Annotated in this window: 20 protein-coding genes; 1 reads left to right on the forward strand and 19 read right to left on the reverse strand. The window is 56.4% G+C overall.

Annotated elements, in window-relative coordinates:
* Nucleotides 1-14: 14 nt before the first annotated feature.
* The 5 genes from narI to RQ935_RS08055 are packed head-to-tail and all read right to left on the reverse strand — an operon-like array spanning nucleotide 15 to nucleotide 8,084.
* Nucleotides 15-788, reverse strand: coding sequence for a respiratory nitrate reductase subunit gamma (narI, locus tag RQ935_RS08035; RefSeq protein ID WP_311497920.1), 774 nt, complete (start codon nucleotides 786-788; stop codon nucleotides 15-17).
* Complete coding sequence (narJ, locus tag RQ935_RS08040) at nucleotides 788-1,462, reverse strand: nitrate reductase molybdenum cofactor assembly chaperone (protein ID WP_311497921.1); 675 nt, start codon at nucleotides 1,460-1,462, stop codon at nucleotides 788-790. Before narJ ends, narI begins: the two co-directional genes overlap by 1 nt.
* Complete coding sequence (gene narH / locus RQ935_RS08045; RefSeq protein WP_311497922.1) at nucleotides 1,459-2,994, reverse strand: nitrate reductase subunit beta; 1,536 nt, start codon at nucleotides 2,992-2,994, stop codon at nucleotides 1,459-1,461. Before narH ends, narJ begins: the two co-directional genes overlap by 4 nt.
* The gene (locus tag RQ935_RS08050; protein ID WP_311497923.1) at nucleotides 2,994-6,728 is read right to left on the reverse strand and encodes a nitrate reductase subunit alpha; all 3,735 of its coding nucleotides are present in this window, start codon (nucleotides 6,726-6,728) and stop codon (nucleotides 2,994-2,996) included. Before RQ935_RS08050 ends, narH begins: the two co-directional genes overlap by 1 nt.
* Before the next feature lie 27 nt (nucleotides 6,729-6,755).
* A complete protein-coding gene (locus tag RQ935_RS08055; protein ID WP_311497924.1) occupies nucleotides 6,756-8,084 on the reverse strand; it encodes a nitrate/nitrite transporter in 1,329 nt (442 codons plus the stop codon).
* 243 nt (nucleotides 8,085-8,327) lie between these two features.
* Between RQ935_RS08055 and RQ935_RS08060 the strand changes: the two genes are divergently transcribed.
* Complete coding sequence (locus RQ935_RS08060) at nucleotides 8,328-8,828, forward strand: molybdenum cofactor biosynthesis protein B (RefSeq protein WP_298634550.1); 501 nt, start codon at nucleotides 8,328-8,330, stop codon at nucleotides 8,826-8,828.
* Between the two features lie 148 nt (nucleotides 8,829-8,976).
* Here RQ935_RS08060 and RQ935_RS08065 read toward each other — a convergent pair whose 3' ends face one another.
* From RQ935_RS08065 to clpX, 14 genes are all read right to left on the reverse strand, one after another.
* Nucleotides 8,977-9,594 (reverse strand): NTP transferase domain-containing protein, encoded by a 618-nt coding sequence (locus tag RQ935_RS08065; protein WP_311497925.1) that lies wholly within the window; start codon nucleotides 9,592-9,594, stop codon nucleotides 8,977-8,979.
* Nucleotides 9,595-9,727: 133 nt separating this feature from the next.
* Complete coding sequence (locus tag RQ935_RS08070; protein WP_311497926.1) at nucleotides 9,728-10,624, reverse strand: FAD:protein FMN transferase; 897 nt, start codon at nucleotides 10,622-10,624, stop codon at nucleotides 9,728-9,730.
* Nucleotides 10,625-10,630: 6 nt separating this feature from the next.
* Nucleotides 10,631-11,059, reverse strand: coding sequence for an FMN-binding protein (locus RQ935_RS08075; RefSeq protein WP_299296007.1), 429 nt, complete (start codon nucleotides 11,057-11,059; stop codon nucleotides 10,631-10,633).
* Nucleotides 11,052-11,792 (reverse strand): ABC transporter ATP-binding protein, encoded by a 741-nt coding sequence (locus RQ935_RS08080; RefSeq protein WP_311497927.1) that lies wholly within the window; start codon nucleotides 11,790-11,792, stop codon nucleotides 11,052-11,054. Before RQ935_RS08080 ends, RQ935_RS08075 begins: the two co-directional genes overlap by 8 nt.
* A gap of 7 nt (nucleotides 11,793-11,799) precedes the next feature.
* On the reverse strand, nucleotides 11,800-12,963 hold the full coding sequence (locus RQ935_RS08085) for an FtsX-like permease family protein (protein WP_311497928.1): 1,164 nt from the start codon (nucleotides 12,961-12,963) through the stop codon (nucleotides 11,800-11,802).
* 6 nt (nucleotides 12,964-12,969) lie between these two features.
* The gene (locus RQ935_RS08090) at nucleotides 12,970-14,271 is read right to left on the reverse strand and encodes an FtsX-like permease family protein (protein WP_311497929.1); all 1,302 of its coding nucleotides are present in this window, start codon (nucleotides 14,269-14,271) and stop codon (nucleotides 12,970-12,972) included.
* A gap of 21 nt (nucleotides 14,272-14,292) precedes the next feature.
* On the reverse strand, nucleotides 14,293-15,567 hold the full coding sequence (locus RQ935_RS08095) for a DUF2318 domain-containing protein (protein ID WP_311497930.1): 1,275 nt from the start codon (nucleotides 15,565-15,567) through the stop codon (nucleotides 14,293-14,295).
* Between the two features lie 10 nt (nucleotides 15,568-15,577).
* Entirely contained in the window at nucleotides 15,578-16,222 is a 645-nt protein-coding gene (locus tag RQ935_RS08100) for an iron transporter (RefSeq protein ID WP_308535237.1), read from the reverse strand.
* Nucleotides 16,222-17,946 carry an FTR1 family protein gene (locus RQ935_RS08105; RefSeq protein WP_311497931.1) on the reverse strand — a complete coding sequence of 575 codons (1,725 nt, stop codon included), beginning with the start codon at nucleotides 17,944-17,946 and terminating at the stop codon, nucleotides 16,222-16,224. Before RQ935_RS08105 ends, RQ935_RS08100 begins: the two co-directional genes overlap by 1 nt.
* 124 nt (nucleotides 17,947-18,070) lie before the next feature.
* Nucleotides 18,071-18,775: an ABC transporter ATP-binding protein gene (locus tag RQ935_RS08110; RefSeq protein WP_311497932.1), complete on the reverse strand. Its 705-nt coding sequence runs from the start codon at nucleotides 18,773-18,775 to the stop codon at nucleotides 18,071-18,073.
* Complete coding sequence (locus RQ935_RS08115) at nucleotides 18,776-19,996, reverse strand: ABC transporter permease (RefSeq protein ID WP_311497933.1); 1,221 nt, start codon at nucleotides 19,994-19,996, stop codon at nucleotides 18,776-18,778.
* 6 nt (nucleotides 19,997-20,002) lie between these two features.
* Complete coding sequence (locus RQ935_RS08120) at nucleotides 20,003-20,512, reverse strand: DUF4418 family protein (RefSeq protein ID WP_311497934.1); 510 nt, start codon at nucleotides 20,510-20,512, stop codon at nucleotides 20,003-20,005.
* Between the two features lie 124 nt (nucleotides 20,513-20,636).
* On the reverse strand, nucleotides 20,637-20,969 hold the full coding sequence (locus RQ935_RS08125) for a chorismate mutase (RefSeq protein WP_311497935.1): 333 nt from the start codon (nucleotides 20,967-20,969) through the stop codon (nucleotides 20,637-20,639).
* A gap of 144 nt (nucleotides 20,970-21,113) precedes the next feature.
* A complete protein-coding gene (gene clpX, locus RQ935_RS08130) occupies nucleotides 21,114-22,376 on the reverse strand; it encodes an ATP-dependent Clp protease ATP-binding subunit ClpX (RefSeq protein WP_311497936.1) in 1,263 nt (420 codons plus the stop codon).
* Nucleotides 22,377-22,699 lie beyond the last annotated feature (323 nt).

The raw sequence follows: 22,699 nt of genomic DNA on the forward strand, positions 1-22,699 counted from the left end.
GCGGATAGCTAAAGTTAAGCCCCGTAAGAGTGTGAATCTCGCGGTTGCGGGCGAGTCGTCACGGGTTTCCAGCCGCGCGGGGTCTTTGCTCCGCGTATCCCTTCCGTGCGGGAACGATAGACCACGTAGGGACGCGTTGGGTACATAACCGGAGCGGAAACTACGTGAACCAGCCTGGTGAACGGCCAAATCGCGAACAGCAGAAGTCCGGCGATAATGTGCATTTTGAAAGAGCCAGGTACCTCCGCAAGCAGCTCCGGCTGGGGTTGGAAAGTCAGGATTGAGCGCAACCAGGGGCTGATGGTTTCCCGGTAGTCGTAACCATTCGCCCCGCCCAGCACCTGATTTTGCAAAGTTGCCCAGAAACCCAGGCCAATCGGGAGGCACAGCAGAACATACATGAAGATATCGTTCTTCGTGGTGGCGAAACGTACTGATTTATTGACCACACGCCGATAGAGCAAGCCCAGCAGGCCAACGACCGCGACCACCCCCGCTGTCATGCCGCCGATGGTTGCCATCAGGTGATATCCGTGCTCGGAAACCCCCGTGGCCGTGGTCCAAGACTTGGGGATAAGCAACCCCATCACGTGTCCCGCCCCAACGAACAAGATTCCGAAGTGGAACAGCGGCGAAGCCCACCGCAACAAAGTCGACTCGTGAATCTGGGAGGAACGTGAGGTCCACCCAAACTTGTCGTAGCGGTAACGCCAAATCAGGCCTACTATCAGCAAGCCCAATGCTAGATACGGGAACCCTGCCCACAAGAAAAGCTCAAAGGGATTCATCAGCGTGCCTCCTGTTTTGGTGCCAAAAAGAACGGTTGTGACTGCACGCCGACCATCTCGGCGGGCGGGCCTTGCAAGATAAGTTTACGGAACGCTGCTTTTGCCTTTTCGTCCAGCGGGTCTAGCGTCAAAATCAGCCCCGCAACGACAGAGGACCAGGGACTTTGCACGGATTCCAAGGCTGCCCGCAGCACTTCCAGACCGTCACGGTGGATATTGATCAGATGCTCAGCAAGCTCATCGCCACTGCGGGCGGCTAACTCCAGCACAGCTGGCAAATAATCCGGCAGTTCTCCCCCACAGACTTTCCAGCCCATCGCCTCAAAGGCCTGTTGAAAAGCCAAAATAGCGGAGCCGCGCATCCGGGTGTCCCCGGTGGAGTAGTAGGAAAGGTACAGATTGCATTTGCGTTTCTGGTCAAACGTTCGCACATACAAATCTTCGATTTCGCGCAGATTGTGCGAGTCTGCCCAATCCAGAAAGGCTTGAAATTCATCCGCAACTTCCGGTTCCACGTTGTCCAGCTCCAACCGAATAATGGACAGCTGATTATGGTAGTCCTCACTCGGATAGTCCAGCAGGACAGAGGCTATCATCTGGGCGGTCCGCGACCGTCCCGCCTCCGTTGAATTCAGAGCCTCCCGTGGTGGCAGGCCCGACTGCACCTGGCTCATTTATGAACCTCCAGTGGGACGAATGTCTTGGTGGAGCCGGTTTTGCTGAAGGCAGGGATGCCCTCACCACCCCGACCAGGCCCGCCCAGTACGTCCAGGGAGCAGCCCAATTCGCGCAAGCCTCGCGGGGTTTCCGCTCCGGCGGTAGGCACCACAAAACGGTCATCGTACTTGGCAATAGCCAGGAGCCGGTACATTTCCTCCATTTGTTCCCCGGTCATGCCCACGGCCTGTGCTCCCGTGGAATCGGGTTCTTCCCCGAGGTGGCGTCCACGCATATAGCTGCGCATGGCCGCCAGGCGGCGCAGTGATTTTTCAACCGGCACGGTGTCCCCTGCCGTAAATAGTCCAGCCAGATATTCCAGGGGAATCCGCATGGTCGCGATGGAGGTCATCAATACTTTGGCGTCCTCACCGTCGGCACCCGCAGCCGTCACCGCATCCACCACTGGGGATAGCGGAGGAATGTACCAAACCATCGGTAAAGTGCGATATTCCGGGTGGAGCGGCAGGGCCACCTCATATTCTGAAATGAGCTTATATACCGGCGATTCTTGAGCTGCCTGAATCCAGGAATGCGGCACCCCGTTTGCTTCCGCAGCGGCCCGCACCTCTGGGTCAAAAGGATCCAACAGCAGGCTACGCTGGGAACGGTACAGATCCTGGGGGTCTCGGACCGCGGCGGCCTCGCCAACTCGATCCGCATCGTAGAGCAAGACACCCAAGTAGCGCAGCCGCCCGACACAGGTTTCGGAACAAACCGTGGGCTCCCCCGCCTCCAAGCGAGGGTAGCAAAGGGTGCATTTCTCAGCTTTACCGGTGAGGTGGTTGAAATAGACTTTCTTGTACGGACAAGCCGACACGCACATCCGCCAGCCGCGACATTTATCTTGGTCAACCAGCACGATCCCGTCCTCGGTACGCTTGTACATCGCGGTTCCAGGACAAGCCGAGACACAGGCCGGGTTCAGGCAATGTTCGCAAATCCGGGGCAGATAAAACATGAAAGCATCTTGAATCTGGGCCTTAACCTGCACTGTCATTTGTTCCAAGATGGGGTCCTGGGGCAAAGTTTCCAGCGAGCCGGCTAAATCGTCGTCCCAGTTCGGGCCCCAAGTCGGCTGATTAATCTGCTCACCGGTGATTTGTTTCACCGGACGCGCACTCGGCAAATATTTCGAGCCTTTCGGGGCCGCGAGCAGTTTCTCATACTCGTAGGTCCAAGGTTCGTAATAGTCGTCGAGGGTGGGCATCTGCGGGTTGGCGAAAATCTTGGTCAATTCGTGTACCCGACCGCCGGTGCGAAGGCGGAGCTTACCGGAAGGCGTGAGCTTCCAGCCGCCGCGATACTTTCCTTGGTTCTCCCATTCTTTCGGGTATCCCACGCCGGGCTTGGTCTCTACGTTGTTGAACCACACGTATTCCGTGCCTTCCCGGTTCGTCCACGCTTGTTTGCAGGTGACCGAACAGGTATGACACCCGATGCATTTATCGAGATTCATCACCATTGCGATTTGGGCTAGTACCTTCATCAGAACTTCACCTCCGTGGTACGACGACGAATCAACGTCACTTCGTCACGTTGATTGCCGGTGGGACCAATGTAGTTAAACCCGTAGGTCAGCTGAGCATGACCTCCGGCCATATGGGTTGGTTTCAACAAAATCCGGGTCAGTGAGTTGTGGATACCTCCGCGCAGACCCGACTTTTGTGAAATGGGTGTGCCGCTGACCCGCTCTTGTGCGTGATACATATACACCGTCCCTGGCGGCATCCGGTGAGACACCACCGCTCGCGCCGCCACGGCACCGTTACGGTTATAGGCCTCGACCCAGTCATTGTCCTTGACCCCAATCTTGGCGGCGTCTTCGGGAGACATCCAGATAGTCTGTCCACCCCGTCCCAGAGTCAACATATACAGGTTGTCGTAGTACTGGGAGTGGATAGCCCACTTGTTGTGTGGGGTCAGGTAACGCACCGCAACTTGGGCCACGCCGTCGTCTTTGGAAAGTTCACCCACTACGGCGTCACCGTAAATCCGCGCCAAGTCCAGCGGGGGTCGATACACCGGCAAGGATTCACCGATGTCAATCATCCAGTCGTGATCCAGGTAGTAATGCATTCGCCCGGTAAAGGTGTGGAAAGGCTTGAGATGTTCGATGTTGATAACGAACGCGGAGTAGCGCCGCCCGCCGTGTTCCGACCCGGACCATTCCGGTGAGGTGATGACCGAGCGGGGCTGAATGGTAATTTCTCTAAACGTCAGTCGTTTTTCTTCGTCCCCGATTGCCAGTTGCGCCAGCTTTTGGCCGGTTTGGGCTTCGTATTGGCAAAAGCCCTGTACCGCGATACGTCCGTTCGTGGTGCCTGACATCTGCATCACCGCGTCGGCCGCCTTAATCGGGGTATCCAAGAGCGGACGCCCTTGCCCCACCCCGCTGGTAGCTACCCCGTTCATCTCCCGCAGCACTTCGACTTCCCGGTCGGGTTTCAACGTAAGGCCCTTGATGGGCAAGCCGAGTTTTTCCACGTTAGGGCCGAGCGTGGTGAACTTTTCATAAATCTTGGTGTAGTCACGTTCCACCGGAACGAACTTTGGCAAGGTTTTGCCGGGGATGAGTTCACGCGTTTGCAAGGGTTCCACGATTCCATGCGGCAAAGCCATCTCATCGGGGGTGTCATGGGCAATCGGTGCCATGACCACATCTTGCTTGGTGCCCAAGTGACGCTGCGCCATTTCCGACACTAGATAGGCCAAATCCCGAAACACCTCAAAGTCAGAGCGAGCCTGCCACGGCGGCACTACCGCTTGATTGAATGAATGCAGGAAGGGATGCATATCGGTTGACGAAATATCGTATTTCTCATACCAGGTGGCTGCCGGCAGCACAATATCTGAATACAGCGTGGTAGAAGTGTTCCGGAAGTCGGCCGTGAACATGAGGTCAAGTTTGCCGATACCCGGGTCGTCCCGCCACTTTATCAGCTTCGGACGACGCTCCGGCGCGAGTTCGTCAGCTGAAACTGCGTTGTCGGCTCCAATCATATGACGCGCGAAGTACTCCGCGCCTTTAGCGGAGGAACCCATCAGGTTCGTGCGCCAGTTAGCGAGGACACGGGTAAAGTTTCGCGGGTCGTCTGGGTCGGTGCAGGCAAAGTGCAGACGGTCGGCCTGGAGCTCCTGCACCACGTATTCACCGGGTTTCATGCCGGCCTCTTGGGCCGCTTGGCCAATTTCCAGAGCGGAGCGATCGAACTGCGGGAAGGAGGGCATCCAGCCGCGTTGGGAGGCTTCAATCAATGTGTCCGCATTCGTCAAGCCTTTCCAGTCAGCCAGTGGGGACCCCACTTGTCCAGCCAGTGAACCGTCATAACGCCACTGGTCAGTCAACAGATACCAGAATCCCGTGGAAATCATTTGCCGAGGCGGACGAGACCAGTCCAGACCCATAGCGTACTGTTGCCAACCCGCAATCGGGCGGACCTTTTCTTGACCGACATAGTGCGCCCAGCCGCCGCCGTTCACCCCTTGCGTGGCACACATGGTGGTCAGCGCCAGGAAAGTGCGATATATCGTGTCGGAATGGAAGAAGTGGTTCGTGCCCGCACCCATCACAATCATGGACCTACCTTTTGAATCAAGGGCATTTTGAGCAAACTCGCGGGCAATCCGGATGGCTGCGTGCATGGGCACGCCGGTGTGTTCCTCTTGCCAGGCGGGAGTTCCGGGAGTGGAGCCGTCATCGTAACCGCTGGGCCATTGACCGGGCAGGTCACCGCGTTTCACCCCGTATTCAGCCAGCAGCAAATCGTAGACGGTCGTGACGTAGTCCGATCCGACTTTGAAAGCGGGAACTCCCCGTTTCACCAAGCCGGCACCGAGCGCTACCGTTTCGGATTGGGAACTCGGCAGGTCAAAGCGCGGCAAAACAATTTCAATCCCAGCGGCATCAGGCCGGTCGAGCGCCGAAATTGCTGGCTGGACCCCGTCCAGAGCTAAGTTCCAATGACCCTTGCCATTGGATTCACCCCACCTGTCTGCCAGAGTCCCCCCGGGATCTTTGATGGTTCCATCCACGTCGAGTACCAGTCCGCGATGTTCCGGATTGGGCCGATCTTTCAAGTCTCCTGCCAGTTCAGCAGGCAAATCAGCGGCTGTCAGGAACTTACCGGGCACCATTCCGTGTTCGGTTTCCTGCAGTTTGACCAGGAAAGGCGCATCCGTGTAGCGCGACATATAATCCAGGAAGAATGGCTCCTGGCGTTTAACGTGGAACTCGCTGAGGATTACATGACCCATAGCTTGCGCCAAGGCCCCGTCCGTGCCGGGGTTCACCCGCAGCCACTCATCGCCAAACTTGGTGTTATCAGCATAATCAGGCGAAATCGCCACGACTTTTTGCCCGTGATAGCGGGCTTCGGCCATGAAGTGAGCGTCTGGGGTACGGGTCAGGGGAATGTTCGACCCCCACATGATGAGGTATTGCGAGTTGAACCAGTCGCCAGACTCGGGAACATCGGTTTGATCGCCGAAAACTTGCGGCGAGGCGGGAGGGAGGTCAGCGTACCAGTCATAGAAAGACAGCATGACCCCGCCCAGCAGTTCATAAAACCGCGATCCGGCGGCGTAAGAAATCATCGACATGGCGGGAATCACCGAGAACCCGGCTAACCGGTCCGGACCGTATTCCTTGATGGTATAGACGTGGGCCGCGGCGATGATTTCATTGGCCTCATCCCAACCGATTCGCACCATGCCGCCTTTGCCTCGCTGGGACTTGTAGGCTTTGGCTTTTTGCGGATCCTCGACGATAGCCCCCCAAGCCTCTACCGGATCCTTGCCCGATTTTCGTTCCTCTCGGTACAAATCCAGCAGGACTCCGCGAATATGCGGGTAACGAATCCGGGTCGGAGAGTACTCATACCAAGAATAGGCTGCTCCGCGGGGGCAACCACGCGGTTCATAGTCAGGCAGTTCCGGTCCGGTGGAAGGATAATCAACGGCTTGGGATTCCCAGGTGATGATGCCGTCTTTTACATACACTTTCCACGAACAAGACCCAGTGCAGTTCACCCCGTGAGTCGAACGCACGACCTTGTCATAGGACCAGCGTTGCCGATAGAAAGCGTCAGCGTCACGGCCACCTTCAATAAACAGCTGGCGAGAATCGCCAGACATTTCACCGCGGCGCAGTTTTGAGCCCAGCGCGAATACGCCCGAGGGAACGTCTTTGTATCCCCCGCCTTGGATTTTCGATTCACTCATTGTTTTATTACCTCCACTTGACAAGGTCTAACCGGGGAACGGAGCGTTCTTGCGGGCATAAAGTACCCAGCACAGAACGGAACAGAAGATGCAGTACACGGTGGCACCGAAAAAGAACTGTGCCGCCGGAATAACGGCGAGACCCGCTCCGACCAGGAACGGCCCGAGGGCAGCTACTGAAGCCGTGAAGCCGATAGCTCCGCCGGCTTGGCGTTTGGGCATAATCATCGGCATCTGTTTAAAGGTGCCGGCGTTGCCGATTCCCGCAAAGAAGAACATAATCAGCATCGCCCAGAGGAACCCATTAAAGTCTGCGGCGGACTGGGGATTTATCAAGAAAAATCCGGAAATCGCCAGCGTGACGGCCATGCCGACACCGGAAACGAATGTCCATAGACCCCCGCCGAACTTGTCGCACAGCGGCCCCCACAAAACCCGCACTATGGAGCCAATGAGCGGACCGAGGAAAGCATAGGTGGCACCTTGTACAGCTAGGTGCAGAGTTGAATCTGGCCCGTAGTTGTTGTTGATGAGCAAACCGAATTGAGCCGAGGCGCCCGAGAAAATCCCGAAGGTCATCACGTAGAGCAGAGTCATGAACCAGGTGTTTTTATTTGAAAAGATGTCCATTTGCTCCCGAATGTTGGCTTTCACCGGAACATCTTTGAGTAGCGTGAACGCAAGGACGGCTGCCACGAGGGACCAGGGAACAAAGAAGATGGCAGGGTTGTGAACCCAGATATCGCCGTTGGAACCGCTCTGCGGAGCCAGCCAAGACAAACCGAACAGGGAGAATCCCATGAGGATAGGCCCGACGATTTGAATGATAGACATACCCAAGTTTCCGATACCGGCCTGGAGGTTCAGAGCGGTTCCGGACAGACGCTTGGGGAAAAAGTAGCCGGTTGACGGCATATATCCCGAGAAAGAACCTCCGCCGATACCGCACATGAAAGCCAACGCCAGCAGCCACCAGTACGGAGTGTCCGGGTTTTGCACCGCAAAAAACCAGCCAAACATGGGGATGGTGAACAGGATTGAAGAAATCCCCACCAACTTGCGCGTTCCAATCACCGGAGGGAGGAAAGTGTAGACGAAACGAATCAGGCCCCCGGACAGGCCCGGCATCGCTGCCAGCCAGTACAACTGTGCCTTGCTGAGTCCGAAACCAATTTCATTGAGTTTTGGCGCCAATGCCGACACCAAGAACCACACACAGAACGCCATAATCATCGAGTAGGTGGAAACCACCAGGGTCGTCCAGGCTATTTTTGAGCTCCACTGCTGGGAATCTTCGGGATTCCAGTTTTTCAACAGTTTTCCGGAGGTATCTAGTTTCTGAGCGTCTGCGGTCATTTCTCTCCCCATTGATTCATAAGCCACTATGGCATTTATTGAACACCTGTCTAAAAGCTAACAGAGTTAAACGTTTCTTTGGCAGATTTTAAAATCCAGGTCATGTAACCGCGTTTAACCAGGTAATCAACCTCGATTCATCGGCACCAAGAGCCAGAAACGTGTCGTTTGCGGCTATAAACTGGTAGTAATTTAGCTACGTAGCAGATGCGTAAATGGAGATTTCGGGTTCAGGAGGTCATCGTGGCAGAGCATTCCCAGGTAACCGCGGCCATCATCACTGTTGATTCACGAGTGGTCAGCGGCGATAAACCACCAAAAGGTGCCGCCAAAGCTCGTGAACTGCTGAGCGACTTTGGGATTGAAGTAATCCGCGAGGAAGTCATCGATGACCTCGCGGCTCCCCTGCGTGCCGAGTTTGAACGGGCGCAACAGGCCGGTGCGCGCCTCATCGTGACTGTGGGCTCTACCGGGGTTTCCGCCCGAAACATCGTGCCCGAGACAACTCTGGCGGTGTGCGATGTGGAGTTGCCGGGGATTGCCGAACAGATTCGCGCTGTAGGTCTGAAAAACACACCACAATCGGTGTTGTCTCGTGCCGTAGTTGGAGTGACTTCCCGGACTTCTCGTGGAGCGGTCATCGTGAACTGCCCCAGTTCCTCGGGCGGGGTCGCGGATGCCTTGCAGGTGGTGCTTCCCCTGCTGCATTACATCATTGAACAGCTTGACCAGACCCAGGCATAAGGGCCAGCTGAGAGGGTGCCGCCCGGGAGCGGGCCGTGGCGGGGTCACCATCCAAAAAATGAACTATAGTTCATAAATCCATCGAAATTGGGCAAAAAATGAACCGTACTTCAAAAATGGAACGCGGTTTCTGAGAATCAAGCCTCAACTACGGCGGGGGAATTTCTAGACGCGCCGCCAGTTCACGCGCGTCTTGGGGCGTGTCGACGTCCGCGCAATAATGTTGCGGGTCCGCCACCGCGGCCACCTCCAGGCAGGAAAAACCGCTGCGGATTGACCGATTACGCACCTGATCGAGTCCCCGCAAGGCGCCCAGCCGATAGCAACCGTGCAGGTACTGGAGTCGAGTTTCACCGTCGTCCACCAGCGGCGCTGCCCCGACACAGTCCTCGAACTGTGCACACAAGTTCACCCACAATCTTGGGGTCAGCGGAGCGTCACAAGGCATGACTGCCACGACCGCGGAATCTGGCAGGTCCTCCAACTGCGCTATCCCGGCATTGAGGCCCGCCAGCGGTCCACCCAGAGGGGGATCTTCCAATGTCAGCACCACCCCGGGGGGAACCGACAGGTGCTCAGGAGCGACCACGACCACCCGACCTGAGCACCTGGTGCGCTCGATTTCGGCAAAAACCCAGTCAATGAGCCTGATGCCTCCCACCCGATAATCGGGTTTAGACACCCCGCCCAAACGTTTCGCGGTCCCTCCTGCCAAAATCACCACCGCGTCGGGCACGGCCGCGAGGTTTCCTGCACAGTCACACATTTACGTTCAGTCCGCCTCCTGGGGTTCGCGCTCGCCCTCGGGAGCGTTTAGGTAAATTGTAGGCTCTGTGCCGAACTTTGGTTTGGCTACCGGCTGGGCAAAAGCCGCCGGTCCGCACCAGCCCGTTGCGGCATCAGTCCGCCAACACGGGGCTCAGTGGCAGCGGTTCGGGCAAATCTAAGGTGATACTCAACTGTAGCGCGGGGTCGGCAAACACCCTCCCGTTGGAAGTCATGGCTAGGGCACGATTCGCCCCACCCAAAACGCCCTTCTGAGTCAAATCGTGCAGCAAAGGCGTGCCCCCCGCAATCAGCGCGGTAGAGAGCGCCTCGCAACTCATCGCGTCAGGTCCCACCACAAGTGCCGCGCAAATATCGGTAAACGTGAGCTGCCCGTCCAGACCGCGAATGTGACTGCGCACCAGACTGGGGACAATCTGCGTTTGCGGCAGCGCGGAAAAGGAGAGGGACTCGTTTTCTATCTGCAGGTTTCCCAAGAATTCCGAGCCTGTCCAGGGTGATTGCACTCTAATGGTGGCCCGGCGGTCCGGCGCCACAATCGACGAACCCCCAAACGACACCAAGATGTCGCTGCCCCCCGATTCGGCAATGAGGGAAGCCAGCTGCGCAGCCGCGTAACCTTTCGCGATACCTCCCAAATCCAGGCCCCCAGACCCCACGCCGTCGGTGAGACGAGCCTGTTCGCCCCGCAACTGCAGCGTTTCGGCGCCCACACCCAGGCACGGAAATAGTTTAAAGAACCCCCCGGTACGCTGCGACCAAACCTGAGCAGCCCGAAACACCGCAGTACAGTGCGGCCCGACATCCGTCCACTCGGTGTTCAGGCGGCTCACGGGAGAATCCGCCCGAAACCGTGACAGATCGTCCTCCAACTGCTCCACCCTTTGCGGCAGACTCACCCTCAGGACTTCCGCGACCTGGGGAGTGCTGCGCCACGAGACCGTCACCAGCGTCCCCATCGCCGCGAAGGTAATCGTGGTTTCTCCGTGCAAAGTCTGCGCGAGGTGCACGAACGCCTACTTTTGCGCGGCGTCCATAGCCGCCTGAACCGCGTCGAGGAACAGCCGATGCGACAAGGACGCCCCGGCCACCCTATCGACCTTATTTTGATCCCCGGTCCTCTGGAACTGCTGCACATAACGCTGTTCAGCGCTGATAGCGTCTTGGGCGCGCTGGTAGAACTCCGTGTCTATCCCGCCGCTGGCGGTTTTCCCGTAATTTTCGTCATGTACCGTCCCGTCTTTGTCATAGAGACGAAACTCAGCGTCAACCACCTGACCGTGCTTAATCGTGAAGCGAATTTTGCCGACGGTACCGTCCTCTTCGGGCTGCGAGCTGCCCGCGTATTGCCCGTCCGGCAACGTTGAGGCCGCCGGGTAAGTCGCACAACCGCTGAGGGCGACCATGCCGATTGCGAGTAATGCCCCCGCGGTCGTTTTACGCATCTTTTTGTCCCGTCTCAAGCGTTTGTGGGTCAGATTTTTCTGCGGTTTGCGATTGGTTGTGGACTTCGCTGACGATTTTTCCGTGTTCCAAAATGATTTGACGCTGCCCTTGCCGAGCAACGTTGGCATCATGGGTGACGACCAGCAGGGTGGTGCCCTCACGATGCAGCTGCGAAAAGAAGTCGATAACGATGTTTTCGTTTGCCTCGTCGAGGTTTCCGGTCGGTTCGTCGGCCAGGATGACGGAAGGGTGGTTGATGAGGGCACGAGCCACGCACACGCGCTGCTGCTCCCCTCCGGATAGTTCATGAGGGAGGTGGGTGGCGCGAGCGGACATGCCCACCCGGTCTAGTGCCTCCATCGCCTCGGCTTCATCAGGGAGGGAATGGTAGTACTGGGCCATCATCACGTTTTCTACCGCCGAGAGGTGCTTGACCAGGTGGAACTGTTGAAAGATGAGGCCAATCTTGCGGCGGCGCACCGCGGCCAATTCCAGTTCGCCCATTTTGTCCAGACGCTCACCTTCCAGGTAAACCAGTCCTTCGGTGGGAGAATCCAGGCAGCCCAGAATGTTCATCAAGGTTGACTTGCCCGAACCGGACGGCCCCACTACCGAGAGCCATTCGCCGCGAGTCACATCGAGGCTGACATTATCCAGCGCCGCCAGCTCGCCGTATTTTCGAGACACATTCTCGACTCGATAAATCAATTGTTCATCATTGTTATCTGCCATTGCATTCTCACTCTCCACCAAGAACATTTATAGGATTAATTCGGGCAATACGTTTAGCCGGCCACAGAGAACCGATAACCGCTACTGCTACCGAAAAAACAATCGTGAGGACTATAATTATCCAGTTAATTTCTACTCGTGCCAGGAAAACTTTTTGCAATATGTAATCGGCCAGACCGATTCCCAGCAGCACTCCCAAGAAGCCTCCGAACAGCCCTAACAGTATCGATTCCCCGATAAGCTCCGTGAACACGTCCTTACTCAAAGCCCCTAAGGCCTTTTTCAGCCCAATCTCGCGGGCGCGTTCCGAAACAATCGAACTGAGTGTCGCGGATACCGCAATGAGCATTAGGGCGGAAATAATAATACTGACCAACCAAATTAGGTTGCTTAGAGTATGGGCTATGCGGGTTTCATTTTGGGTAGTCCGACGCACCACTTCAGCGTCAACCCCGTTAACCTTTTTTCCGATGGTTTTCGCTAAAGCGCTCAATTGGGAAGTATCACCTTTCAGGGAATATTCCACCAAACTATAGTGGTCGGCAACCCCACCCATAGCGGTGTAACTGTCCGGGCTCAACACCGCCAGGTCGTCCTCGGGGCCGCCGGTGCGCAGCAGCCCGGAGATTTCCAGCTGTTTGCCAGAATGTTTAACGTCTCCTGAGTTCTCCTCATCGTTGTTTTCCCGCAGCTGCGCCACCTTGAGGCCGATCAGGTCGCCAACGTGCAGACGGAATTTTTCTGCCAGGTTCACCCCTAACAGGATCTGTTCGCTGCCCTGCGGCACTTTCCCCTCAATTGACCAGTAGGGTCTCACTGACCGGGCGTCGGCAAATTTCGTCACCATGAGGGGGACGGGCTGCTGACCGTAGAGCAGGTTACCGTAACTGTAGCCGGCCCGCCCCAACAGGCTCTCGCCGCACTGCCGGTCGATGGCAGACACCGTTTCCGGAGTAATGACGTTGGAGCCTTGCGGCAGCACCACCAGGTTTGCCCCGAAAGAGCGCAGTTCCTTGGCGATATAGTCGGGAACTGTCACCGCCACCAGCCCCAACCCGGAAAGAGTGGAGGCGCCCATCGCGATTGCTAGGGAAGCAATCAGGACCCGGGAGAAACGGTGCGCAAAGGCTTTCCAGATGATGCGCACGAACATGCGTTTGTGTGAGTTCATTCCCGCCTACTTTCTGTGCAGGACCCGCGCCGGCTGCAAAGTCACCAGCGCCCGGATTGAAGGTAAACAGCCCAGCAAAACCGTCAGCCCCACGATGACCGCCATCAGGGGGAACACCACCGGGCGGATATTGATACTGACCCCAAATACCAGGTGACCGACCAGTTGGGCCAGACCGATTCCGCCCACACATCCGAACGCGGCCCCGACCAGGCTCACGATAAAGGTTTCCGTCAAAATCATCAGCACCACAAACAGATTGCGCGCCCCCAAAGCTTTCATCAGCCCGATCTCGGCGGAACGTTCCATCACCGAGGCGGTCACCAGGTTAGCAATGCCCAGAGCGGAACCCGCCATGGCCAGAATGGCCACCAAAGTCATAATGAGCTGGGTTTTTTCCAGAATCGTGCCCTCGCTGTCGGCGATTTGGTGCACGGGGGTGGCCACGGCGTTGCTCATGACTTCCTCAATCTGATAGGCGATTGAGGACGTGTAAGCGGTGCAGTACCAGGTTTCCCAGTCCTCCAGAGATAGTGAGCTGGGATCGCGGGCAGCGCGGCGCGACAAGTCATTTTCCGGCGTGGTGATAGCCCGCACCTCTACCCGGTCGACCTGGCCCGGACGGCCAGAGAGGCTCTGAGCTACGCTCAAATCCGCAAATAGTTGCCGGTCTTCATTGGAACCGGAAGTAAAGATACCGCTGATAGTCAAAGTTGGGCTGGGTGCGGAGCCAGCCACTCCGGGCGGGGGTTTCAAGGTCAGAGAGTCCCCCAGGTGCCAGCCATTTTGCTGAGCCAGTTTTGTTCCGACCATGATTTCATCGGGGGCTTTCGGCCAACTGCCTTGGACTTCCCACCAGTCGCGCATATCCGCCATGCCGGTATCGACTTTTTCCCCAGTGGGGATGGCTAGCTTCTTGCGAAACCAGGTCCCGACTACATCAACGTTTTGGCCTGAGGAATCTGCCTTGGTTTCCAGGAACGGAGCAAAGTTTTCGATGTTATAAGCCCAAAAAATGGTTTTCAGCTTGGCCAGCTCGGATTCTTGCAACGCTCCAGACTGGGAATTCGCCGAGCTATCCGTATCCTCGAAATCATAGAGTTGGGAAACTACGGATTTTCCTTGCGGTAGCACTTGGATATTGGCACCGTAAGAGCCAAGTTCCTGCTTGATTTTATCCCCGACATCCAGCATGACCGACAGCATGGAAGTTGTGAGACCTGCCCCTAAGAAAATCGTTAGCGCAATCATGAGGCGTTTACCGACCTGCCGGCGTAACGCCTTGAAAATCATCCTGAAAAAGAACATGGAAACTTATACCTTAGAGCCTTAGATTATTTTGGTTTTAAAGATTTTGGCGTGCCCACTCAGCTCGTCAGCAAAAAACCGTAATTCTTTCGGCCCCACTTCATACTTAATCGGAATGGGGTTACAGCCACCGGGAAAGCCAATAGTTTGAATATTCATCATGACCCCGCAGCGCCGGCAAATGACTTTCCCGCTGTCTTCGTAATAACCGGATTCGCCACAGATTTCACACGCATCAAGGCCGCAACCGTAGGCTACGGCGTTCTTTTGAATGACGATGAAACGAACTTGTGTCCCGTCCTCGGTCACGTAGGCGAACCGATGCAGGTGTCCATCAGACACCAGCTCCCGACTGACGGAAACCACATTTCCTTTCACGGTGGAAGGCTCTATCGGGGATAACTCCGGAACAGCCTCCGCCACGCGCTTGCCAACGGTCAAGGCGGTAACGAAAACAACCGTGCCGCCCAAGGCCAGCTCTAAAAAGTGACGGCGGGTAATCCGATCCGCCTTCACTAGACGCGCTTCCGGGCCGGAAACGTTGACGGGTTTGGAACCGAACCAAATGGCGATGATACCAGGAATGGCGGTCAGCACCACCAGGGTCAGCAGTATGACGGTGTTGGCATTTTGAATCCACAACACAAGTTCAAAGATGGTGCGTGACCGTGGCAGGAAACCACGTATGGCGAGCTGTTGATACAGCAGAATGGAACGCGGACCGATAACTACCAAAAATACCGCGGTAGTGATTGCCAAACGCACCATGGCGGGAACCAGCCTGGTGGCGCGCACGTAGGCCCAGCCGGCGACGACCACCAGCAGCGATCCGAACGCAAATCCAGAAAAGCGCACCAGCGATTCTGTTTCTAACGGAGAGGATCCCATCAGCACAATTTCATCGGTCGAAAATGCGTATTCAAAGCCGAAATTGATGATGATGCTGACGGCAGTCAACAGCGAGGCCACCAGCAGCGCCCGATGTTTAGCACTCTGTTTAATGTCATAGAGGTCGGCGGCGCCAAACCACCACGACATTCCCAGGAAGCCTAGCGAGCAAATCAGCATGACTGGAACCAGATAGAAGTTCATGGTGGGAACATCTATCAGATTCGTGTTCAGTCGAAACCATGCCAGCGTTGCCGCCGCTAGGGCTGCCACCACCAACACCACGGTGGTAATCCGAGCCACGACTCGGCGTTCCATCGGGGTATGCGGTCGTGTTGCCAGCAAGATTGCCAGCGGCACGAATAGCGGCAGCCCGTAGCGGAGGGCGACAACAAATAACTTGAGCAATGAAATCTACTTAGAGAATCTGCCCGTCCCACTGCCAGTTCTTGAACTCGAACTTCAGCGGTTCTTTCCAGAAACGTCCCTTGACCGCGGAGGAATCCTTACCCGTGTGCAGCATGAACTTGTCCTCCGGAGAGGGGATGGTGATGGTCACATCGTACAGACCGGGCTTGAGCTTGATGTTGTTACCATAGTGAGGACCGTCAACGGCGATCATCGGCATCATGGTGCCCAGGTCAGTTTCCTCACCGGTCTTTTGATCCTTAACTGTGGCCTTCAAATCGTCCAGGTAGGGCAGGTATGAATCGGCCGGGTATCCGAATTCTTCGGCCTTTTCATTGGTGGAAACGTCAATCTCAAAGTGCATATCGGACTCGGAAGCCGGAGGCATCTTCATTGAGCCGTGCTCCATATCGACAGCCTGGAAATAAACAACGTTTACATTCAGCGGCCCGTTGGTTTGTTCGCCAGAATCCCCAACCGGAATCTCCTTGATACCCACAACATTAGGATCGCTGGGGGTTTCCGGCTGTTCCTGCCCAGTCGTCGCCGGCTTGGAGTCCTGCGGCTTCGCCTGGTTGTCCGGGTTTTCGCCACAGCCGCTGAGACTCGCTCCCATCGCCAGGACGGCTGCCAGAGCCAGTAGCTTCTTCTTCATTATTCTTCCTTTCCGCTGTGTGCTTCGACAGCGTCTTGTGTGTCTTCCCTCGAAGAGTTTTCTTCGGGAGCTTTATCATTACTTTCCGAGATAGGGGTGTCGGAACGAGTCTCGGAGTGGCCTGCCTCGGAGTGGCCTGCCTCGGGCTGGTCGGCTTTTGCCTGGCGGCGTTGCAACAGAGCTAGGCCGACCAATACCGCGGCGGTAATAAGCTGGGCACCGAGGGTTTCCGCAGTGGGATAAATCCCCAGGAACACCACGGTAGGAACGGAAGGCACCACATGCGCCCCGACCAAAGCGGCCTCTTGCAGCTCTTTGATTGCCCCGCCCACGATGGCTACCGCCAGCAACGCCAGCAATATTGAAGTCCACTTAAAGAACGGCTTGAGCGGCAGGCGTACCCCGAACTGCCAGACCAACACGAATAGAATCGCGAGGATGATTACCGCCGTTACGCCACCCAAAACGATAAACCAATAATCGCTGTGCGTTTTCGCCCCGGCAACAATCGGGTAAAAGAACAGGATGGTTTCGGCACCTTCCCTGGCCACGGTGAGGAAGGACACAAATGCCAGGGCAAAAACGCCTCCCGACGCGGTTTTTTCGCCCGCGGTCGCCTTTATGTATTCCTCCCAGCGTTTGCCGCTGGACTTGCTCAGTATCCAGTTAGACACATAAATCAGCATCAGGGCGGCCGCTAGGCCGGTGATTCCCTCCAGCAGTTCCTGACCCATTCCGCTCTGCACGCTGGCGCTGAGCTGGCCAAACAGAATAGCCAGACCGATGGAAATGACCACGGCGATACCCACGCCCGCTAGGATTCCCCGCAGCTGGTCGCGCCGTCCCGCTTTCAACGCGTAGGTGACCAACGCCGCCACGACCAGCAGTGCCTCCGCGCCTTCACGCAGCAGAATCAGGAAAGCGGCAAAGAAACCGGAAATCCCTAGCGGTCCCGTGTCCTGCGTTTTCGAGTCTAAAAATTGCGCGTCCTCAGTCAGCTTCGCAATCAGGTCCTTGCCAAGTTTCTCCTGTTGAGCCCGGTCACGACCGTCTTTGTAGCCCTGTCGTAAGTCACTGAACATGCCCTCAATCTCAGTCACGCGACTGAAACCTTTGTGCACAATGGTGTTGTTTTCAAACCCGTCAGCTTCGTAATGTCCCAGGTACGCTTCGGTAGCCAGGGTGAATGCCCGGTCGGCTTGTCCCTTGACGTAGGCACTTTGGGCATCAGTAATAGTTTGCGCAATCGTGTCGGCGACCCTACTCCACTGATCCGCCACCTTCGGGGCTTTGACCAGCTTAGTTACCGTTTCCTTAAGCAGGTCTATGACTTTGTCGCTGGCTTCTCGCAGTGCCTCCGGGCTCGCGCCGTCACGGCTGAGATTGCGTAAGTTTAATAGTTCGGCGACAAACTTATCGTCGACGTCACGCCCCAAAGCGTGTTTGACCTGGTCCTCCAGTCCGCTCGTCTGGTAGTTCTCATAGTAGGCTTGACGAATCAGAGTCTGGACCGCGCTCGGATCGCCAGCTTCCGGAACCGCGGAGAGCTTTTCCTGCATTACCGCCACGACCTCAGACCATTCACCCAGATCGGAATCTTGGGGTGTGGCCGCGCTGGGCCAGACCACTCCGCCGAAGGCTAGCGCCACCACCAAAGCGGAAAAACCTACGATAAACCGCAGTCCACGTGCCCACAGAGAAGGCTGGTTTCTGGTTGCGTCCACGATTTCCTCAACTTCTTTCTAAATCGAAACATGACAAGGCTACAGAAAAATAATAAATAAGGCAAGCCTTGCCTTATAGCAAATTTAGCTGTTCAGGGTTGATTTTTAACAAAATGCCCTCGCCCTACCGCAGCTCTTCCAGGTGGCCGTCTAGCATATTGAACCTGCGGTTGCAGTATTCATAAGCGGCCGCGTCGTGCGTGACCATGACGACCGTGCTGCTCCCTTGTGTGAGCTCGTGAAATAGCCGCAGCACCGCCGCGGTAGAGTCGTCGTCCAAGTCGCCGGTCGGTTCATCCGCCAACAAAACTTCCGGTTGGGCCATGAGTGCTCGGGCGATGGCGACCCGACGCATCTCTCCCCCGGACAGTTCTGCGGGCCAGGCGTGTGATAGGTCCGCAATGTCGAGCTTTTCCAGTAAATCCAACGCGCGATTGACGGGCAAAGACTCCACCGCCACCGGCGACGATTCCCCCGACGACCGCCCTTTTGACCGCAAAGTCGCGGGCAGCACCACGTTATCCAAAACGTTGAGGGAACTGACCAGGGTTTGCTGCTGCGTAATCATGCCCAGACGAAACCGGCGCAGCTGGGACAGTTCCCGGTCCGAGAGACCAGACAGATCCTCTCCTGCCACCCGAACCGTTCCTGAGCTGGGACGCAGCAAACCCATCATGAGGTTCAGCAGGGTTGTTTTTCCGTTACCCGATTTGCCTGAAATGACCACAAACTGGCCGGTATCAATACTCAAGCTCACACTGTCTACCGCGTTGAACTCCCGTCCTCGCCGCGAAAACTTCTTGGTCACTTCGCACAGTTCCAACAGCATCTATTGCCCCTCCCGCACGACCTGGTAAGTTTCTTTTCGCAACATGCGAATCGCTGAGATAGCACTGGCCAGAACGGCGCTGAGGCACACCGTCACCAAGATGAGAACGCCCAGCGAACACTGGCTCCACAGATCACTTTGCAGATAGGGCTGCTTCAAAGCCCTTTGAATGGCATTGCCAAATGGCCGCAGTAGCGCCGTGCTGAGTCCCAGCCCCAGCACGCCGCCTGCCAGGCTGACCAGCAGATTCTCTTTCAGCAACATTGCGGTCAGCATCCGCTTGGTGGCGCCCATTATCCGCAACGAGCCCAGTTCTTTGCTCCGAGACATGACGCTGACCCAGTTGACCGTCACCAATACCGCTAGTGATACTGCCCAAAAGACAGCCAGAAAAACCTGTAGGGCGCCCACAATGTGGCCCACACCCTCCTTGAGCCGGGAACTAATCCCGTTCGCGGACACAAAACCCAAGCCCTTTAGCTGGGGGGATTTGGAAATATACTGCGCCACGTCCTCCGGGGCGTAACCGGGCTTGACCTTTACCATCACTGCGGAAACCCGGTGTCCAATTTGATCTTGGGACAAGACCGGATGCCCCACCTTTTCAGCTTGGCGCGCCAGGATTTTCGTGGTCGCCAGATTGGCAAACACAGACGAATCCAGGTTCGTGCCCGTCGGCGCCAGCCGCGCGCTTACCGGAAATTCATAGTTAAACAGGCGAATCTTGCCCTGGGCATTAATCTGGACTTTGGACCCCGCGACCAGTTCCCCGTCCTGCAGACCACGGGAATAAGTGGCTTGAATCCAGGGTTTAATGACGAAGTCAGTGTCCGGATCAATGCCGATAATTTGCAGCCGCACCTCGCAGCAACTCGCCATCAGGGAAGCAATATAGGTTTGCGTGGTGACCCGTTCCACCCCGGCAACATTGGCGACCAAATCCGAAACGTCATCCGGCAGCAAGAACCCACTCGGTTTTCCCCCGCAGAGGTAAATATCCTTTGCGGACTGCTCAAACTGGGAGGGCACAATCATTATGTCCGCCCCCAGACGCTCCTTGACCGACGACAAACCTTGGCTGAGGTTCAGCGAAACCATCCCCGCACCAAACGTTATCGCGCTGAGCAGGACTGCCACCAGGAACAGTCCTAAACTGCGGTAACGGTAATATTTGAGATTGCGAAAAGGGAGTTTGCCCCAGGTTATCTGGCTGCTTTGCATTGCAGTTTATGCCGCGGCTTTCTGAAGTTCCGGGCGCTTCCTTTGATCCAGGAATATCGCCGCACCGACTGCCAGAATCCCTATACAGCTCAGCACCAACAGCGTGGGCATAGCGTACACATTGCAAGACATTTCCTCGTTTTTGCACACTCCGATGAGCACGGTGACAATCGAAATTTCCAGCACATAGATGAGCGCCGCGCTCAGGTTCAAACCGGTGCGAATCTCAGAGTCCATGAACAATGCCAGCAGCCCGATGACCAGCAGGAGGATTCCAATCCCCAAGCTGGCTTGAGCAGTCCAGTAGCACGCCATATGTTGATGAGCCTCGCCCATCGCTTTGCCAGCCTGCCCCATGTGATCCATGCCGCCGGAGCCTTTCATCCCGGACATTTTCTCCATACCGGAGCTGTGTTTGGCAGCAAACTCGCAAACCGGCGCAAAAGTCCGGGGCGCGATGGCAATGAGCAGGCCCAACACTATGGTAGGCAGCGAACCAATGATTCTATCTTTCATGCGAATTTCTCCTTAAGACTTAACGACGCTGCCAATCATGACATAATGCAAAACAATTGGCAAGGCTTGCCTTACCTAATTAGCGAGAAATCCGCTTTCATCTGCGAAAAATGACGCGTAAATGTTAGTGAGAGGGCGTTTCGCGCACCGCTTCGTGGTGGCGGATGACCTCGTCAACGATGAAACGTAGGAACTTCTTGGCGAAATCGGGGTCGAGCCCTGACGAGACGGCCAAAGCCTGGAGACGCGCCACCTGCTGCGCCTCACGCTCGGGGTCAGCCGGCGGCAAATCCAGGCGGGCCTTTAGCTGACCGACTTTTTGGGTGCAACGGAACCGCTCCGCCAGCAGATGCACCAGCGCGGCGTCGATGTTGTCGATGGTGGCTCGGTATTCCTTGAGTTCAGCAGGGGTTTGCGGCGGGTTCGCGGCGATAGCTTCGGCTTGCGTAGTGTTCATTGTTGCCCCTTCACTAGGTTCCCCTCTCACTTTACCGGGTCATCGCGCCGCGGCGGAGAGTTTCTCGAAACGTGAAACGGAGCCGCCCCCAGGGAAAACGGCAACCTCGGCGTGAACCCGCCGGGGAACCTTGTGACGTAAACGTTAGGCGGTCTTGGCGACCGAACCGCCGTGAATGTCCTGCAGCACGTAGGTGGGCTCGGCGCCCTCAAAAACGCACTCCGCCTCGATGATGACTTCCGCCACGTCGTCACGTGAGGGCAGGTCAAACATGATTTGAGAGAGGGCGTGTTCCATCAGGGTCGACAGCGAACGCGCCCCGGTACCGCGCTTCTCAGCCAGCTCGGCCACCGCGTGAATTGCCGCATCGGTGAAAGTCAGTTTCACCCCGTCGAGCTCAAACAGGTGCTGGTATTGCTTTAAGATGGCGTTCTTTGGCTCGGTCAAAACGCGGGACAAATCATCAACGTCCAGGGCCGACACATTGGTAATGACCGGCAGACGGCCGATGAACTCCGGAATCAAACCAAACTTGTGCAGGTCGTCGGGGGTCACTTTGGCGAACAGGTCGCCGTGTTCCTTTACGGACTTGAGATCCGAGCCAAACCCGGTGGAGCGCTGCCCCAACCGAGCTTTCACGATTTCGTCGAGACCGGCAAACGCCCCGGCGGCAATGAACAGGATCGAGGAGGTATCAATCTCAATAAATTCCTGATGCGGGTGTTTGCGCCCGCCCTGCGGCGGCACGGAGGCGGTGGTGCCCTCGATAATCTTTAGCAGAGCTTGCTGCACGCCCTCGCCGGACACGTCACGAGTGATGGAGGCGTTTTCGCCCTTACGGGAAATCTTGTCGATTTCATCGATATAGATAATGCCACGTTCGGCCTTTTTCACGTCCCCATCGGCGGCTTGAATCAGGCGCAACAGGATGTTTTCCACGTCCTCGCCCACGTAGCCGGCTTCGGTCAGAGCGGTGGCGTCCACGATGCAGAACGGGACTTTCAACAGGCGCGCCAAAGACCTCGCCAGGTGCGTCTTTCCGGTTCCTGTGGGGCCGAGCAGCAGGATATTCGACTTCGTCAGCTCCATGCCGGTGTCTTCGCCGTGGCGTTGGGCGCGCACCCGCTTGTAGTGGTTATAGACCGCTACGGACAGGGCACGTTTCGCGTTTTCCTGACCAATCACGTATTCCTGCAGGAAATCGAAAATTTCATGGGGAGTCGGCAGGACGTCCAGACCGCCCGCGGGGCTACCGTCGAGTTCCTCGGCAATAATGTCATTGCACAGCTCGATGCACTCATCACAGATATACACGCCGGGACCGGCGATGAGCTTACGAACCTGACGCTGGGACTTTCCACAGAAAGAACACTTCAGCAGGTCGACCGATTCGGCAGTGCGTGACATGAGTTCCTCTCATAGACGAGTTCAGACTGATTACGATTCTACGGTTTTAGAGGTTTTTATTCTCGTTAACACGCCTTTGAGGGCCAATCCGCCGACTTCGCGGTGCAGCTCGGCGGGTTTATGGTGTTCAATAGAGCGTTTCGGGCAAGGATCTTGCGTCGGTGTCGCGCGAGGCTTCTGGTGCCGGACGGGTAGCCCTGCACCTACTATTGTCGGTAGTTAAATACCCACATTTGTGGGTATATTTGTGCTGGCTGACATATTAGTATTAAGCAGTTTCCGGGATTAACTTTCCCGAGACATCAGAAAGTCATAAATATAAG

It is taken from the genome of uncultured Mobiluncus sp., assembly GCF_963511525.1.
GTDB lineage: Bacteria > Actinomycetota > Actinomycetes > Actinomycetales > Actinomycetaceae > Mobiluncus.